The following is a 15,305-nucleotide window of genomic DNA, read 5'->3' as shown; positions in this document are numbered from 1 at the left end:
CGGGAACACCCCGACGCCGCACGGTGTTGACGACGACACAGGAGGTTCCATGAGATTCGGATTCGACAAGACCACGCTGCCCACGGCCGACTCGGCCCTGCCCGGCCGCGACACCCGCCCCTTCGAGGTCGGCGACCGCCACCTCGTGACGGGCAACCCGATCGAGACCGACGGACCCGAGGGCTTCGGCGTCGCCGTCTTCGGCCTCGGCTGCTTCTGGGGCGAGGAGAAGACGTTCTGGGAGCAGCCCGGCGTCTGGTCCACCTCGGTGGGCTACGCCGGCGGCCACACGCCGCACCCCACGTACGAGGAGGTGTGCACCGGTCGCACGGGTCACGCCGAGGTCGTCAAGGTCATCTTCGACCCCTCGGTCACCAGCTACGCCGACCTGCTGAAGGTGTTCTGGGAGAACCACGACCCGACGCAGGGCATGCGCCAGGGCAACGACCGCGGCTCGCAGTACCGCTCGATCCTGCTCACCACGAGCCCCGAGCAGCAGGCCGAGGCCGAGGCGTCGCGCGACGCGTACCAGAAGCAGATGACCGACCACGGGTACGGACAGATCACCACGCAGATCCGGCCCCTCGACGCGTACTACTACGCCGAGGCGCCGCACCAGCAGTACCTGGTGAAGAACCCGTACGGCTACTGCCCGCTGCACGCCACCGGCGTCAGCTACGCCTGATCGCGTGGGCTGGAGCCGCGCCGAGCTGGAGTCGTTCGCCGGGAGCACGATCCCGGACCTGATGCCCGACGACCTGCGACTGCTGTTCGTCGGCATCAACCCCGGCCTGGTGAGTGCAGCGACGGGCCTGCACTTCGCCCGGCGCGGCAACCGCTTCTACCCGGCGCTCGTGCGCGCCGGACTGGTGGACACCGACGACCCCGCGGCCGCGGCCGACCAGCTGCGGGCCCGGGGCGTCGGGATCACCAACCTCGTGGCGCGGGCCTCGGCGCGCGCCGACGAGCTCGACCCGGCTGAGCTGGTCGAGGGACGCGCCCGCCTGGCCGAGCTCGTTCTCGAACGCCGGCCTCGCGTGGTCGCGATCGCCGGGATCACGTCGTACCGCACCGCGTTCGGTGAGCGGGGTGCGCGCCCCGGACGCCAGCCCGAGGACCTCGCCGGCGCGCAGGTCTGGGTCGTGCCGAACCCCAGCGGACTGAACGCCCACGAGACCGTCGAGTCGCTGGCCCGCGCCTACCGTGAGGCGGCGCAGGCCGCGGGCCTGCTCGCGTGAGGCGCTTCCGTCACTCCGACGACGGATAGATGCCGATCGAGCAGACGCTGTAGCGCAGTCCGTTCGGGGTCACGGCCCGCAGATCCGGAACCGCGAAGGTGTTGACGCCGTCCCCGCCGAACGTGGTGCCCATGAGGGAGAACAGCGCCGAGTTCTGCTGGATCGCCATCAGGCGGCCGTCGGCCGGGATGCCGCGCGAACCGACGCCGAGGACGATGCTGCCCATCGTGCAGTCGTAGTCATCGCGGAACGCGCGACCGGAGCCCTGCCACTGGTTGAACTGCCCGGAGAGCAGGGAGTTGCCGGCGGGGCCCTGCGGTCCGGCGGGTCCCATCGGACCGGTCGGTCCGGCAGGACCGGTATCGCCCGCAGGGCCGACCGGGCCAGCGGGTCCGGTCTCTCCCGCGGCGCCGGTCGCGCCGGTCGCGCCGGTCGCGCCCGCCGCGCCATCGGCACCCTGGTCGCCCTTGTCGCCCTTCGCGCCGGCTGCCGCGACGAGGATCCAGTCCGCGGGCGAGGCGGCCGGGTCGGCCGCGATCGAGGAACGGGCGGCCACGTAGGTGTTGCCGCCGCGGGTCACGACCGAGGCCGGCGGGCCTGCGCTGTAGGTGGTCGAGGCACTCCACGTGGACACGGCACTCCACGGGACGACTCCGTCGTCGCCCTTGTCGCCCTTGGCACCTGCGGCGCCGTCGTCGCCCTTGTCGCCCTTGGCACCTGCGGCGCCGTCGTCGCCCTTGTCGCCCTTGTCTCCCTTGGCACCCGCGGCACCCGCGGCACCTGTCGCGCCGTCGTCACCCTTGGCGCCGGCCGCACCGGCAGCGCCCTCGTCGCCCTTGTCGCCCTTGTCTCCCTTGGCACCTGCCGCGCCGGTCGCGCCGTCGTCACCCTTGGCGCCGGTCGCACCCGCAGCGCCGGGGTCACCCTTGTCGCCCTTCGCACCGGTAGCGCCGTCGTCACCCTTCGCGCCCTTGTCGCCCGCGGCGCCGTCCTGGCCATCGGCGCCCTTCGCACCGGAGCCGCCGTCGGCGCCCGCCGCACCATCGGCGCCATCGAGGCCGTCCGAGCCGTCCTCACCGTCGGAGCCGTCCTCGCCATCGGAACCGTCCTCGCCATCGGAACCGTCGGCGGCCTCCTCCGAGCCCTGCCACGTGACAGGCACCAGATCGTCCGCGCACGAGGCCGACGCGTCCGACAGGTAGAGCGATCCCTCAGCGACGTCCATGCAGCCGTACATCGGCGAGCTGACCCGCACCGCATCATCGCCCGAGGCCGTCGTCACCACCAGGGCCGATCCGGCACCGATCACCGCCGACACCGCGCCGCACGCCAACACCATCCGCAAGGAGCTCATCCTCGCCCTCCACTCGTTCCGGGCACAGCGCCGTGGCCGATCCGAACGGCGCCCGGGACGCAGGTTACCGACGATGTGTCGAGCGCGAGGCAAGTTGCGGGAGTTGCTCCTGTGACGAAGTCGATCGCGGCTTCCCTCGCGTGTCCGAGGCCGCGCCTATCGTGGCGCTCATGGACCAACGACTCAGCCTCGTCACCCTCGGCGTCGCCGACCTCGGGCGCGCGCGTGCCTTCTACGAGGAGGGCCTCGGGTTCACGAAGGACAACGACGAGGACGGCATCGCCTTCTACCAGCTGCCCGGCCTGATCCTGGCCCTGTGGACACGCGAGGGCCTGGCCGCCGACGCCGCCGTGGAGGACACCGGCGCCACCTTCAGTGGCATCACCCTCGCCCAGAACGTGGGCTCACCCGATGAGGTCGATGCCGTCATCGAGCAGGCGCGCGCAGCCGGTGCGCGCGTGCTGAAGCCCGCCACGGCGACGGAGTGGGGCGGATACTCCGGCTACGTCGCCGACCCCGACGGCCACCCGTGGGAGATCGCGCACAACCCGTTCTGGACGGTGCACGATGACGGGCGCACCACGCTGCGTTGAGGTGATGGTGCCTAGTGGGCCACCGGGCAGCCGGAGGCGACCTCCGCAGGACCCTCGTCGACCGGCTCGGGCTCGGGACGCGCGCCCGGCGTGCGCCGGGTCAGCGTCACCTCGAAGCCCTTGGGCACGATCGTGAGGCGCTCGTCGATCCGCAGCTCGTAGTCCGGGTCGCCGGTGATGTCGTACCGGTGCAGCAGCCGGGCCAGCACGAGGATCGCCTCATGGAGGGCGAACTGGCGCCCGATGCAGGCGCGGTCGCCGGTCCCGAACGGCTTGTAGACGTTCTTCATCCGGCCCTTGGAGTTCTCGGGCAGGAAGCGGTCGGGGTCGAACTCCTCGGCCGTCGGGCCCCAGGCCGCCGGGTCGCGCTGCATCATCGGGAGCACGACGATCGCCCAGTCATCGGGCGTCATGACGGCCTCGTGGTCGGTCCCTGCCGCGATGGTCGTGGTCTCGCGGGGCGAGCGGGCGAACGCGGGGGCCGTCGGCCACAGCCGCAGCCCCTCGTCGAGACAGCGGCGCAGGTAGCGGAACCGCGGCACCTGCTCGAACGTGGGCTCGACGTCGGGGTCGTCGCCCAGCATCGCGTCCGTCTCCGCCTGCGCCTTCGCCAGCAGCTCGGGATTGCGCGACAGGTAGTACAGCACGAAGCTCAGCGCGCCCGAGGTGGTCTCGTGACCCGCCACCAGGAACGTGAGGATCTGCTCGCGGATGTTCTGGTCGTCGAGCCGGACCCCCGTCTCGGGGTTGGCCTCGTAGAGCATGCGGTCGAGCAGGTCGTCGCGCCGCTCTCCCGAGGCGCGTCGCTCGCGCACCATCGCGTCGACCAGCTCGTCGACGTACGCGCGGTGCTCGGCGTTCTGCTCGTCGATCCGCCGCGCGATCCGCTTCCCGCCAGGGATCGAGTCCAGCGACGACTTCTGCATCCCGGTCATCAGCGCTGCGATCATGGCGTCGACGAACGGGTGCCGCTCGCGCGAGGTGAACGAGCCGAAGTCGCGGCTGAACGCGCACCGGCTGATCGTCTCCATCGTCAGCTTCGTCATGTCGGCCGTGACGTCGATCGGACCCTCGAGGTCGTCCCACACGGCGAACATCTCGGCCGCGGTCTCGAGCATCGTGCCGTGGTAGCCGCGCATCGCGGCCTTGGAGAACGCCGGCATCAGCACGCCGTGCGCCGTCTGCCAGTTCGGCTCGTGGTCGAAGGCCGTGAACAGCGCGTCGCCCACGAACTCGCGCAGCGCCACCAGCGCCGGCGGCAGGTTCTTGTGGAAGCGCGTCTCGTCGCACAGCTCGGCAGCCAGCTCGGCGCCCGTGACGAAGACGAACTTCTGCGAGAACACCCGCACCTCGAAGAGCGGGCCGAGGTCCTGGCCCACGCGCATGACGTTGGCCAGCGGCGTGCCGGTGCGCATCGTGAGTGCGTCGTACGCGATCGGCCGGCGACCGGGCGGGTGCGGGAACCGCTGGCCGCCCCAGCTGTTCTTGACGGTCATCAGGCTCACAGTCCGGCCTTCCCGGCGAAGCGCGCCACGAGGCGCTGGTAGTGCGGGCCGGTCACGCGGGCCAGCAGGTCGATCACGCGGGCGTCGGCGCCGATGAGCACGCGCGCCTTGCCCTTCTCCACGCCGCGCAGGATCACCTCGGCGGCCTGGTCGGGGGTGGTGCGCGCGATCCGGTCGAAGGACGAGGCCAGCGAGTCGTGGTCGAGCCCGTCCACCTGGCCGGCGTTGCGCGCCACGTTCGTCTTGATGCCGCCGGGGTGCACGCACGTCACCTTCACCGGGCGTCCGCGCGCCACCATCTCCATGCGCAGCGCCTCGGTGAAGCCGCGCACGGCGAACTTGGCGGCGTTGTAGGCGCCCTGCGTGGGCACCGAGATGATCCCGAAGACGCTCGAGATGTTGACGACGTGCCCGTCGCCCGACGCGATCAGGTGCGGCAGGAAGGCCTTCGAGCCGTTGACCACGCCCCAGTAGTCGACGTCCATCACCTGCTCGAGGTGCTTGAAGTCCATCGCCTCGATGTCGCCGGTGAAAGCGATGCCGGCGTTGTTGTAGACCTGGTGGACGACGCCGAAGTGCCCGGCGATCTCGTCGGCGTACGCCAGGACCCGCTCACGCTCGGAGACGTCGAGGTGGTCGGCCCGGACGGTGGCTCCGAGGGCCTCGAGCGCCTGGGCCGTCTCGGCCAGACCCGTGGCGTCCACGTCGCTGATCGCCACGCGGGCGCCCCGTCGCGCCAGACCCATCGCGAGGGCCCTGCCGATGCCCGATCCCGCGCCCGTGACGACGGCGACCTTGCCTGTGAAGTACGTCATACCCACCTCCGGATACCGAGAGTATCCGAAAAGTGGGCTCAGGCGCGACGAACTCGCGGACGCAGCTTCACGTGTGGCATCGGAGGTGCCGGGATGACCTGTCCGTCGTGCCCGTCGACGTGGCCGTAGCGAGGCTCGTGGGCCTCCCAGTCCTCGCGCGCGGCGGCGATCTCGTCGTGACTGCGGCCGATGAAGTTCCACCACATGACGATCTGCTCCTCGAACGGCTCGCCGCCGATCAGCAAGATGATCGTGGGTCGCTCGACCTCCAGCGCCAGCCGGGCGCGCCCCGGCGCCAGGTACTGCAGCGACCGGTGCGGCACGGGCCGGCCCGCGACGGTGACGGCGTCGTCGACGGCCAGCACGCCGTGCTCGAACGCCGGGTCGAGGTCGAACTCGTGACGGCCGGGCTCGAGCCGCAGCTCGACCCCCACCAGCGGCGTGTGGACCGTGGCCTTGGAGGTGGCTCCGGCGAACGTGCCCGCGAGGACGACGCCCGTCCAGCCCGCACCCTCGACCTGGGGCAGGTCGGGATGGTGCTCGAACGCGGCCGGCCCGGTGCGGCGGTGGTCGGGCAGCGCCACCCACAGCTGGAGGCCGTGCATCGGACCGGGCTCGCCCTCGCTGAACTCCGAGTGCGATACCCCGTCCCCGGACGTCATCAGGTTGAGCTCGCCCGGCTCCAGCACGAGGTCGCTGCCGAGGCTGTCGCGGTGGCGGATCCGCCCGACGAGCGGCCAGGTGACGGTCTGGAGCCCGGTGTGCGGGTGCGGCAGCACCTGCATCCGGTGGTCGGTGGGACCGAAGTGGTCGAGGAAGCACCACGCTCCGATGAGCGGGATCTCCTTGCTCGGCAGGGTGCGGTGGACGAGCAGTCCGCGCAGGCCGCCGAGGGGCACCTCGCGCGGCTCGATCGTCCGGTCGGGGCTCATCGCACCAGCGCTCATCCCACCAGCGTAGTGCGGAGCCGGTCGACCGTCTCCGGCCTGCCGCCCCAGTGGTGGAACCACCCGAGCGCCCCGCCCGGGTGCTCGTCCCAGGTGTCGAGGACGCCGCTGATCGCCTCGACCGGGGTGGCGATGTAGGCCGCCGGCAGCTCGGCGCTGCGCTGCCCGAAGAGCCGGCGGAAGCGCGCCTGGATCTGCTCCTCGTGCTGGGCGGTGGCGAGGTAGTCCTCGACGATGTCGTCGCGCTTGGCGCCGAGCAGCGCCAGCACCATCGCGATGCTGACGCCAGTGCGGTCCTTCCCCGCCGCGCAGTGGACCAGGGTGGTGGCGTCCTCCGCCGAGGCGACCGCGTCGACCACCTCGACCAGGTGATCGGCCGTCGTGCGCAGCATCAGCTGGTAGAGCTCGGCGAGCGACTCCGGCGGCGCCACCCCCGGGCGCAGCGCGCTGAGCAGCGGGAAGTTGAGCACCGTCACGCCCGGCGCGGACAGGGGGTGCTCGGGCTCGGTCTCGGCGAGCGAGCGCAGGTCGATCACCACCGTCGGCGGCCACTCGATCTCGGGCGGGGCGACGTCGTCGGGCAGGGGCAGGGCGCTGCGCAGCAGGCGACCCGTGCGGATCACGCCACCCTCGACGGGGGTGCCACCGAGGTCGCGGAGGTTGGGGACGGTCTCGTTCACTCCCCCATCCTAGGAACCGGGTCCGACCCTCTGGCGCGAGTTCCTACACTGGATGCGTGCCCAGCCCCGCGAGGACCACCGCCAAGGCCGCCGCGAGGACGGCGGGCGTCAGCCTCGGCACCTACGCGATCCTGGTCGCCCAGGCACTCCTGGCACGCAAGCGGATCGGCACCACCACCGACCGTCCGCCCTCGGGCAACGGGCTCTACGGCGACGACCTGCCCGGCGAGCCGCTTCACTGCCTGCTGCTGGGTGACTCCACGATGGTGGGCTACGGCGTGAAGGACGTCGCGCACACGCCCTCGGCCCTCATCGGCAATGGACTGTCGCACCTGCTGGACCGTCCGGTGAGGATCCGCAACGAGTCCACCGTCGGAGCGCGATCGCGCGACCTCATGCACCAGATCACCGCCTCCGACGAGCAGCGGCCCGACCTGGCGATCATCCTCATCGGCGCCAACGACATCACCCACCAGGTGCCCGCGAAGCGCTCGGCCCGCCGGCTCGCCGGGGCCGTCTCGCGCCTGCGCTCCCTGGGCGCTGAGGTCGTCGTGGGATCGGTGCCGGACTTCGGCACGATCAAGCCGCTGCCCGACCCGCTGCGCACCGTGTGCCGCTACTGGAGCCGTCACCTCGCGCGGCGCCAGACCGTGGCGGCCGTCGAGGCCGGGGCGCGCGTGGTGTCGCTGGCCGACGTGCTGGAGCCGCTGCTGCTGGTGAAGGGCGACGCCCTCTTCGGCGACGACCGGTTCCACCCCAGCGCCGACGGCTACTCCACCGTGTGCGGCTTCCTGGTGGCGGCCGGCGTGGCCCAGTGGCGCTCCCGCGAGGAGCAGCCGGTCGAGGTCGGCGCCGTCGAGCAGATGCCGCTGGGCGAGGCGGCCGAATGGGCCTCCGAGCACGGCGGCACCGAGGTGGCACCCGCGCCGCGCGGCCGCCGCTGGGCCGCCGTCCTGCGTCGCCGCTGAGCCCTCACCCTCCCGGCACGACGAAGGCCCGCCACCTCACGGTGACGGGCCTTCGTGCGGAGTGGATCAGCCGTCCCCGCGCAAGATGGCGAGGAGGCGCAGGATCTCGAGGTAGAGCCAGACCAGCGTGACGGTCAGGCCGAACGCCGCGCGCCAGGACTCGCGCTCGGGCAGGCCCGCCGCGACACCGCGCTCGACGAAGTCGAAGTCCATGATCAGGCACAGGACGCCCAGCACGATGGCCACGCCGCCGACGAGGACCGCCAGCATCGGGTTGTCCATGCTGCGCAGGCCGCCGTTGGGGAACACGCCGAACAGGCTCAGCACCAGGTTGAGCAGCATGACGCCCATGAACGCGAAGAGCGAGATCATGACGACGCGGCGGAACTTCGGGGTGACCTGGATGTTGAAGAACTTGTAGGCGGCCAGGGTGGCACCGGCGGCCACGAAGGTGGCGAGGACGGCCTGGAAGACGATCCCGGCGTCGCCGACCCACGTGGAGACGATCTTGGAGAAGGCGCCGACGAAGACACCCTCGACGAGGGCGTAGACCATGACCAGCGCGGGGCTGATGACCTTCTTGAACGAGTTCACCATCGCCAGCACGAAGCCGATGAGGGCGCCGCCCATGGAGAACGTCCAGGCGGTGGCCAGCGCGGCGTCGGAGTCGATGTCGCCGATCAGGAACCACGCGACGGCGGCACCGAGCACGACGAGGCCGAGCGTGATGGCGGTCTTCTCCACGACGGTGTCGAGGGTCATGCGTCCGGGGGACGTGGGAGCCTGCAGACCCGCGGACTGCGAGCCGTCACCCGATCCGGACAGGTCGATCTTCCACTGCGACGGATCGGCGTACTGGGTCGTGTTGCGTCCGTTGAACTCTTCGCTTCTGGCGAAGACGGGGTTGCTGCTCCTCATGATCTCCTCCGGAGAATCTGGCCCCGCGCGCCGGTGGTGGCGGGGTCGGTGTTCCTACACTATCCAACGCATCCACCGCGTTCACTGTTCCCGGGCGGGTGACTTCTCCTCGGTTGCTGGCGCCTTCTCCTCGGGGGTGACCGTCATCAGGGCCGGGACCTTCACGAAGGGTGCCGGGCGTTCCTGCGGCACGGCGCCGGCGAGCGGCGCCGTGGGGTCCTCGAAGCTGGACTCGGCCATGCGCATCGGGTAGACGTTCCAGGCGGTCGCGCCGGTCTCGAGCTGCGTGGGCACCCACGCCCCCGGGGTCGTGCACTCATCCCACTCGTCCTTGGCGAGGCAGCCGTTGCCGCCCGGGACCGACGTGGCCAGCGGCTTGCCGTCCTGATCGAAGAGCTGGACGCCGTCGAGCACCTGGCCCTTCGCGTCGTAGGCGAAGATGTTCGTCACCTGGGTGCCGTTGAGCCAGATGCCGGTGCCGTCGGGGCCCACCATCGCGCTGTCGTTCTCGTAGGCGGAGTCGGCGTAGGACCAGGCGCGGCCCACGTCCTCGCTCGACGGCACCTGCGCGACCGCCACCACCGTGGCCACGACGGCGATCGCGTTGCCGACGGCGATCAGCACCCGGACCCAGCCGGGCCACCGGCGCAGACCGACGAACACGCTGCCGGCGACCAGCACGGCGAGGACGAGCCAGTAGGAACCCGACGGCAGCAGGTCGCCCTCGAACCCGAAGAAGGCGCCGACGACCTGGTAGGCCGCCCAGCCGCGCACGATCCACCACGCCGGACGCAGGGTCACCAGGAAGTCGAGCACGGCCGCCATCGCCGGGCTGCGGCGCAGGTTGCGGTCGAGGTCGCGGACCATCTCGGAGAAGGGCTCCACGACGGCGCGCAGGCGGCTGCCGCGCTCGATGACGGGGGTCGGCAGGCCGGCGGCGCCGCGCAGCTCGTTGGCGTACGCGGCCGGATCGGGCAGCTCGCGCGCCAGGTCCTCGGCGTAGGCCTCGGCCAGGTCGGCCTCGAGCCCGTCGGTGAGCTCCTCGACCTCGTCGGCCGGCAGGTCGGCGAGCGCGGTGCGGACTGCGGCCGCGAACGCGATGATCTCGGCGGGCAGGGTGGTGGCGTTCATGCGGCGTTCCCTTCGAGCATGCGGTCCATGGTGCGGGCGAACTCGGCCCACGTCTTGCGTTGCGCGGCGAGCATCGACCGGCCCTGGTCGGTGATGCCGTAGTACTTGCGGTGCGGGCCCTCTTCGCTGGGCACCACGTACGAGGTCAGGGCTCCGGCGGAGTACAGCCGTCGCAGCGTGCCGTACACCGAGGCGTCGCCGACCTCCTCGAGTCCGGCGGCGCGCAGTCGTCGGACCACGTCGTAGCCGTACCCGTCCTCGCCCTCGACGACGGCCAGCACGGCCACGTCGAGCACTCCCTTGAGCAGCTGGGTCGCATCCATGCGTCGGACAGTACCACGCAATCCGCATTAGTGTGCACGACGCGACACCGCCCCGGCGTGTCGTGACTGGTGGTCCTAGGCCCGGACGTCCTCCAGGTGGTGCACCAGGTCGTGCAGCGCGTAGCGGGTCAGGGTGTCGGTGGTGAAGGCCGAGCCGTTGGAGCGGTATCCGGGGCGTGCCCAGTCGGTGACCGCCTCGATCTGCGCCGCGAAGGCGTCGGCGGCCGGGGCGAGCTCGGCGGCGACGGCGGCCGGCGACTCACGGGCGTACCCCACGGCGCTCGCGTCCTGGTCCCAGTTCGCGAACTCCGGGCCGTCGTGCTCGCGCATCAGCTGGAGGCGCTCGGCGAACAGCAGCAGCACGTCGCGGACGTGGCACGCGTACTCCAGCACCGACCACGTCGCGTCGTCGGGCCGCTCGCGCACGTCGGGCCGCTCGAGCGCCGCGCGCCACCGCGGCACCATCGCCGCGACCTCCTCCCCCGCCCGCGGCGGGTCGACGGCGGCCGGGTCGAAGCCGCACTCCTCGCAGGTGCGCTCCAGCACCCACGTCCAGTCCTTCGTGTCAGGGATGATCGCCATGCCGGCCACGATGGCAGGCTCGATAGGTTCGGACCATGCCCGAAACCGCCGAAGACCGCACGGATCGAGACGAAGAGCCCTTCCGCCGCGAGATCGTGTCGTTCACCCGGCGGGGAGGCCGCCTCTCCGACCGCCAGCAGGACGCGTGGGACGACGTCGCCGAGCGGTTCGTCGTCGACGTTCCGCGCGGCCGCACCAGCACCTCGGCCGCCGAGGGCTTCACGCTGGACCCGGCCGAGCTCTTCGGCCGCAGCGCTCCGCTCGTGCTCGAGATCGGCAGCGGACGCGGCGAGTCCCTCGTGCACGCGGCGAAGGAGAACCCCGGCACCGACTTCCTCGGCCTCGAGGTCTACGTGCCGGGCGTCGCCCAGACCCTCATCGGACTTCGCCACGCGGGCGTGGAGAACGTGCGACTCGCGGTGGTGGACGCCGTCCCCACGCTCACCCGCGTGCTGCCCGAGGAGAGCCTCGACGAGCTGCGGGTCTGGTTCCCCGATCCCTGGCACAAGACGCGCCACCACAAGCGCCGCATGGTCACCGACGACTTCGTCCCCCTCGTGCGCCGCGTCCTGAAGCCGGGAGGCACTTGGCGCCTGGCCACCGACTGGCAGGACTACGCCGACCAGATGCTCGAGGTGCTGGGCCGCGCCGAGGGCTTCACCACCTCCGGCGACTGGGACGAGCGCTTCGCGGGTCGCCCGGTCACGCGCTTCGAGGCCAAGGGCACGGCGAAGGGACGCACGATCCGGGATCTGAGCGCCACTAGGATGAGCGCATGACGCAGGAGCAGACGACGGCCGACCTGCTGGGGATCGAGCCGGGCACCCTCGTCTGGATCGTGGGCGACTCCATCGAGGAGACCGCGCTGCTCGATCCTCTTCCCGACGGCGTCGAGACGTACCAGGACGAGGAGCCCGAGCAGAGCGAGCGCTGGTTCGACGACACCTGGACGGGCGCGGAGAACCATCCCGAGCCGGCCGAGCGCGACAAGCCCTCGGGAATCGACACCGCCCTCATCGCCGTGTCGAACACGCAGGAGTTCCACATGCGGCTCGACGACGTCCTGCCGCGGCTCGGCTCGATCGGCCGGGTCTGGGTGCTCTACCCCACGGACGCGCTGCCGCTGCCGATCCTGCGCACCGGCGTGGACGAGTACGGCTGGACCACGACGGATCCCACCGCACTGGACGAGACGTGGTCCGCGGTGCAGCTCACCCAGTCCTGAGGTGCTCCCGGCGGGATTCGAACCCGCACTGAAACGGGTTTAAGCCGTCTGCCTCTGCCGTTGGGCTACGGGAGCCTGGCCCAGCCTACGATCCGGGCGCGTCCCTGTGGTCCACCACGACGTCGGCCGGCTCCTGCCCGGCGAGCAGACGCTCCACCTGACCGCGCACGACGGCCTGGATCCGCGGTGCCATCGCCGACGTCATGCCGCCGATGTGAGGGGTGATGATGACGCCGGGCGCCGACCACAGCGGATGACCGTCGGGCAGCGGCTCGGGGTCGAACACGTCGGAGGCGTAGCGGACACGGCCCGCCTCGGCCGGGACCGCCTCGGTGACGGCGGTGCGTCCGCGCGCCACGTTGACGACGATGGCGCCGTCGCGCAGCCGCGCGAGGAACTCGGCATCGACGATGCCCTCGGTGTCGGGCGTCAGCGGCACCGCCACGACGACGGCGTCCACGGTGGTCAGGAGGTCGGCGAGCTCGTCGGTGCCGTGCACGTGCCCGTGCTCGTCGTCGCGGGCCCGGGAGCCGACGCGGACGATCTCGCAGCCGAAGCCGTCGAGGCGGGCCGCGACTCGACGGCCGATGCCGCCCACACCGAGCAGCATCACTCGGCGGTCGAGCAGGCTGGTGGTCCAGCTCTTGCGCCACAGACCCTGCGCCTGCTGCGCCCCGAAGACGTCAAGGTCGCGGACCGCGGCCAGGAGCAGCGCGACCGCCAGCTCGGCGGTGGAGTCCTCGTGCACGTCGACGGCGTTGGCGTAGCGGCCACCGGCCGACAGCACCGCCGCGACCCCGTCGTAGCCGAGCGACTGCCCCTGGATGAGGCCGATGCGCGACGCGTCGACGGCCGCCATGTCGGAGGGGTCGAGCGTGTAGGGCCAGACGGCGAGGTCGATGCGGCCCTCGGGCTGGGGCGCGCGTCCGTCCCACACGATCACGTCGACGGGGAGGTCGGCCAGGACGTTCTGCCAGGACTCGTCGGGAACCGAGACGCGCATCAGGCGATCTCCCTCGCTGCGGCCCAGGCGATGCCGTCGAGGATGTCCTGCTCGCTGACGACCAGCTCGTCGGTGTTTCGCGGCAGGTGCTCGAGGACGCGGTCGAGGATCAGCGCTCCCCCGGCAATCACATCGGCACGTCCGGGATGCATGTACGGCAGTGCACGCCGGTCGGCCACGGGCATCTGCATGAGGTTGCCGCAGGCCGCACGGACGTCGTCGACGTGGATGCGCGCCTGGTGGATCAGCTCGCTGTCGTAGGACGGCAGCGCCAGGGAGTGGGCGGCGATCGTGGTGATCGTGCCGGCGACCCCGACGATCTCGTCCGAGGCCGGCAGCGAGCCCAGCACCGGGGCGAGCACGGCGTCGAGGTGGCTCATGCAGGCGGTGACCTCGCCCACCGAGGGCGGGTCGGTGAAGAGGAACCGCTCGGTCATGCGCACCGAGCCGAGGTCGAAGGAGTGCGAGAACGACGGCGCTCCGAGGCCCTGCACGACCTCGGTCGATCCGCCGCCGAGGTCGATCACGGCCGTGAGCGCCTCGGCGATGTCGCCGGTGGCGCCCTCGAAGGAGGCGCGGGCCTCCTCCTGCCCGCTCAGCACGCGGGGCCGCACGCCGAGGATCTCGGCGACCTTGTCGGAGAACTCGGTGGCGTTGTCGGCGTCGCGCACCGCCGAGGTGGCCGCGAACGAGACGACGTCGACGCCCATGGCCTCGATGACCCGCCCGTACTCGCGGCAGGCCTCGAGCGTGCGCTCGACGGCCTCCGGGGCGAGGGTGCCCGACTGGTCGACGCCCTGCCCCAGCCGCACCACGCGCATCTCGCGCAGCAGGTCGGTCTTGGTGCCGCCGTCGACCTGCGCGACGAGCAGACGGATGGAGTTGGTCCCGCAGTCGATCGCCGCCACCGTGCTCCCAGCCATGCCGTCAGGCTATCGGGGCGCCGTGGCCCGGCTCCGCGCCGGTGCGAGGGCCTCGGTCAGGCGGGGTCGGCGGGCGCGCACGCCGAGTGGCCCCAGTAGTCGCCCAGCAGGCGGACCGCCTCGTCGCCGAGGGGGTTCACGCCCGGGCCCTTCGCCAGCGAGTGGCCGACCAGCACGTGGAGGCACTTGACGCGGTCGGGCATGCCGCCGGCGCTGATGCCGTCGATCTCCTCGACGTGCCCGATCGCCTCGCGCTCGGCCAGGTACGACTCGTGGGCCGCGCGGTAGGCCGCGGCCAGCTCGGCGTCCTCGCCGAGTCGCTGGGTCATCTCGGCCATCAGGCCCGAGGCCTCGAGCGTGCCGATCGCGCCGGTCAGGCGGGGGCACGTCAGGTAGTACAGCGTGGGGAAGGGCGTGCCGTCGGGCAGCCGCGGCTCGGTCTTCACGCCGTTCGGGTGCCCGGAAGGGCAGCGCGAGGAGATCTCGATCATCCCGCGGGGCGGCCGGCCGAGCTGCTCGGTGATCGCGGCGATGTCGGCGGGGTCGATCATTCGTCGGTCTCCAGTTCGGGGTCGCCCTGCGGCGCGGACTCCTGCTCGGGGGTCCCGGCGGCCTCGACCGAGCCCCAGAGCCGCTCCACCCACGGCTGGCGCGGTGCGACCTCGGGCTCCTCGAGGCGCGAGGACTGGCCCTTCAGCTCGCCGTCCACGCCGATGACGCGGTAGCCGATCTCGCCGGGCATGACCCAGCCGAAGCGCTCGCGCGCCTGCTGGCGGATGTAGGCCGGGTCGCTCCACCTGCGCTGCTGGTCCTCGAGGTCCTCGATCTCGGCGCTGGTCTGTCGGTTCTGCGCCTCGAGCGCGGCGATCTCGGAGCGCTGCTGCCACCACGCGTGCACCGAGGCCGTGTAGGAGGCGATCAGCATGACCGCCACGCCCAGCAGGATCAGGGCGCGGGTGGTGAACCGGGTACCGGAGCCGCCCGGCGCCGCCGCGACGACGGGTGCGGTGGTGGGGCGTGACGTGGTGCGGGGGGTCGACCGGCCGTCGCGCCGACCCGTGGGTCGGCGCGACGACGGGGACGATCCGCGTCCTGCCATG

The 15,305-nt window shown here is 71.9% G+C and carries 19 protein-coding genes and 1 tRNA gene; 6 read left to right on the top strand and 14 right to left on the bottom strand.

Features of this window, described 5'->3' with window-relative positions:
• Nucleotides 1-49 precede the first annotated feature (49 nt).
• Both msrA and H1W00_RS06755 read left to right on the top strand, forming a co-directional pair.
• Entirely contained in the window at nucleotides 50-685 is a 636-nt protein-coding gene (msrA, locus tag H1W00_RS06760) for a peptide-methionine (S)-S-oxide reductase MsrA (RefSeq protein WP_181754830.1), read from the top strand.
• Between the two features lie 4 nt (nucleotides 686-689).
• Nucleotides 690-1,238, top strand: a complete 549-nt coding sequence (locus H1W00_RS06755; RefSeq protein ID WP_181754828.1) for a mismatch-specific DNA-glycosylase — start codon at nucleotides 690-692, stop codon at nucleotides 1,236-1,238.
• Between the two features lie 10 nt (nucleotides 1,239-1,248).
• On the opposite strand, the gene H1W00_RS16805 is transcribed toward H1W00_RS06755, so the two are convergent.
• The gene (locus tag H1W00_RS16805) at nucleotides 1,249-2,592 is read right to left on the bottom strand and encodes a phage tail protein (protein WP_181754826.1); all 1,344 of its coding nucleotides are present in this window, start codon (nucleotides 2,590-2,592) and stop codon (nucleotides 1,249-1,251) included.
• A 170-nt stretch (nucleotides 2,593-2,762) separates the two neighbouring features.
• Between H1W00_RS16805 and H1W00_RS06745 the strand changes: the two genes are divergently transcribed.
• Entirely contained in the window at nucleotides 2,763-3,185 is a 423-nt protein-coding gene (locus tag H1W00_RS06745) for a VOC family protein (RefSeq protein ID WP_181754824.1), read from the top strand.
• 11 nt (nucleotides 3,186-3,196) lie between these two features.
• On the opposite strand, the gene H1W00_RS06740 is transcribed toward H1W00_RS06745, so the two are convergent.
• Genes H1W00_RS06740 through H1W00_RS06725 form a run of 4 tightly spaced genes read right to left on the bottom strand, consistent with a single transcriptional unit; the run spans nucleotide 3,197 to nucleotide 7,132 of the window.
• Nucleotides 3,197-4,681, bottom strand: a complete 1,485-nt coding sequence (locus H1W00_RS06740) for a cytochrome P450 (RefSeq protein WP_181754822.1) — start codon at nucleotides 4,679-4,681, stop codon at nucleotides 3,197-3,199.
• A 5-nt stretch (nucleotides 4,682-4,686) separates the two neighbouring features.
• Entirely contained in the window at nucleotides 4,687-5,505 is an 819-nt protein-coding gene (locus H1W00_RS06735; RefSeq protein ID WP_181754814.1) for an SDR family NAD(P)-dependent oxidoreductase, read from the bottom strand.
• 38 nt (nucleotides 5,506-5,543) lie between these two features.
• Nucleotides 5,544-6,452, bottom strand: a complete 909-nt coding sequence (locus H1W00_RS06730; RefSeq protein ID WP_206679979.1) for a pirin family protein — start codon at nucleotides 6,450-6,452, stop codon at nucleotides 5,544-5,546.
• Nucleotides 6,449-7,132: a tyrosine-protein phosphatase gene (locus tag H1W00_RS06725; RefSeq protein ID WP_181754812.1), complete on the bottom strand. Its 684-nt coding sequence runs from the start codon at nucleotides 7,130-7,132 to the stop codon at nucleotides 6,449-6,451. Before H1W00_RS06725 ends, H1W00_RS06730 begins: the two co-directional genes overlap by 4 nt.
• A 56-nt stretch (nucleotides 7,133-7,188) precedes the next feature.
• Here H1W00_RS06725 and H1W00_RS06720 point away from each other — a divergent pair, with 56 nt between their 5' ends.
• Nucleotides 7,189-8,100 (top strand): GDSL-type esterase/lipase family protein, encoded by a 912-nt coding sequence (locus H1W00_RS06720; RefSeq protein WP_181754810.1) that lies wholly within the window; start codon nucleotides 7,189-7,191, stop codon nucleotides 8,098-8,100.
• A gap of 66 nt (nucleotides 8,101-8,166) precedes the next feature.
• Here the strand turns inward: H1W00_RS06720 and H1W00_RS06715 are convergent, their stop codons facing one another.
• The 4 genes from H1W00_RS06715 to H1W00_RS06700 form a co-directional block, all read right to left on the bottom strand.
• Nucleotides 8,167-9,018, bottom strand: a complete 852-nt coding sequence (locus H1W00_RS06715; protein ID WP_181754808.1) for a Bax inhibitor-1/YccA family protein — start codon at nucleotides 9,016-9,018, stop codon at nucleotides 8,167-8,169.
• 81 nt (nucleotides 9,019-9,099) lie between these two features.
• Nucleotides 9,100-10,149, bottom strand: a complete 1,050-nt coding sequence (locus tag H1W00_RS06710; protein WP_181754806.1) for a hypothetical protein — start codon at nucleotides 10,147-10,149, stop codon at nucleotides 9,100-9,102.
• Nucleotides 10,146-10,472 carry a PadR family transcriptional regulator gene (locus tag H1W00_RS06705; protein WP_078698918.1) on the bottom strand — a complete coding sequence of 109 codons (327 nt, stop codon included), beginning with the start codon at nucleotides 10,470-10,472 and terminating at the stop codon, nucleotides 10,146-10,148. Before H1W00_RS06705 ends, H1W00_RS06710 begins: the two co-directional genes overlap by 4 nt.
• A gap of 75 nt (nucleotides 10,473-10,547) precedes the next feature.
• Nucleotides 10,548-11,054 (bottom strand): DinB family protein, encoded by a 507-nt coding sequence (locus H1W00_RS06700; protein ID WP_181754804.1) that lies wholly within the window; start codon nucleotides 11,052-11,054, stop codon nucleotides 10,548-10,550.
• 35 nt (nucleotides 11,055-11,089) lie between these two features.
• On the opposite strand from H1W00_RS06700, the gene trmB reads away from it, so the two are divergent.
• On the top strand, nucleotides 11,090-11,833 hold the full coding sequence (gene trmB / locus H1W00_RS06695) for a tRNA (guanosine(46)-N7)-methyltransferase TrmB (protein ID WP_181754802.1): 744 nt from the start codon (nucleotides 11,090-11,092) through the stop codon (nucleotides 11,831-11,833).
• Nucleotides 11,830-12,279 carry a hypothetical protein gene (locus H1W00_RS06690; protein WP_181754800.1) on the top strand — a complete coding sequence of 150 codons (450 nt, stop codon included), beginning with the start codon at nucleotides 11,830-11,832 and terminating at the stop codon, nucleotides 12,277-12,279. Before trmB ends, H1W00_RS06690 begins: the two co-directional genes overlap by 4 nt.
• Before the next feature lie 2 nt (nucleotides 12,280-12,281).
• Here the strand turns inward: H1W00_RS06690 and H1W00_RS06685 are convergent.
• The 5 genes from H1W00_RS06685 to H1W00_RS06665 all read right to left on the bottom strand — a co-directional run bounded on the left by H1W00_RS06685 (nucleotide 12,282) and on the right by H1W00_RS06665 (nucleotide 15,304).
• Nucleotides 12,282-12,354 (bottom strand) — tRNA-Leu (locus H1W00_RS06685).
• Nucleotides 12,355-12,364: 10 nt separating this feature from the next.
• Nucleotides 12,365-13,282, bottom strand: coding sequence for an NAD(P)-dependent oxidoreductase (locus H1W00_RS06680; RefSeq protein ID WP_181754798.1), 918 nt, complete (start codon nucleotides 13,280-13,282; stop codon nucleotides 12,365-12,367).
• Complete coding sequence (locus tag H1W00_RS06675) at nucleotides 13,282-14,205, bottom strand: Ppx/GppA phosphatase family protein (RefSeq protein WP_181754796.1); 924 nt, start codon at nucleotides 14,203-14,205, stop codon at nucleotides 13,282-13,284. The genes H1W00_RS06680 and H1W00_RS06675 overlap by 1 nt, the downstream gene beginning before the upstream one ends.
• A gap of 56 nt (nucleotides 14,206-14,261) precedes the next feature.
• Nucleotides 14,262-14,756 carry a DUF501 domain-containing protein gene (locus H1W00_RS06670; protein ID WP_181754795.1) on the bottom strand — a complete coding sequence of 165 codons (495 nt, stop codon included), beginning with the start codon at nucleotides 14,754-14,756 and terminating at the stop codon, nucleotides 14,262-14,264.
• On the bottom strand, nucleotides 14,753-15,304 hold the full coding sequence (locus H1W00_RS06665; RefSeq protein WP_181754792.1) for an FtsB family cell division protein: 552 nt from the start codon (nucleotides 15,302-15,304) through the stop codon (nucleotides 14,753-14,755). Before H1W00_RS06665 ends, H1W00_RS06670 begins: the two co-directional genes overlap by 4 nt.
• Nucleotide 15,305: the final 1 nt, after the last annotated feature.

The sequence above is a fragment of the Aeromicrobium phoceense genome (assembly GCF_013868155.1).
Lineage (GTDB): Bacteria > Actinomycetota > Actinomycetes > Propionibacteriales > Nocardioidaceae > Aeromicrobium > Aeromicrobium phoceense.
Note: the sequence above shows the minus strand (reverse complement) of the source record. Positions and strands in the feature narration are given on the sequence as shown.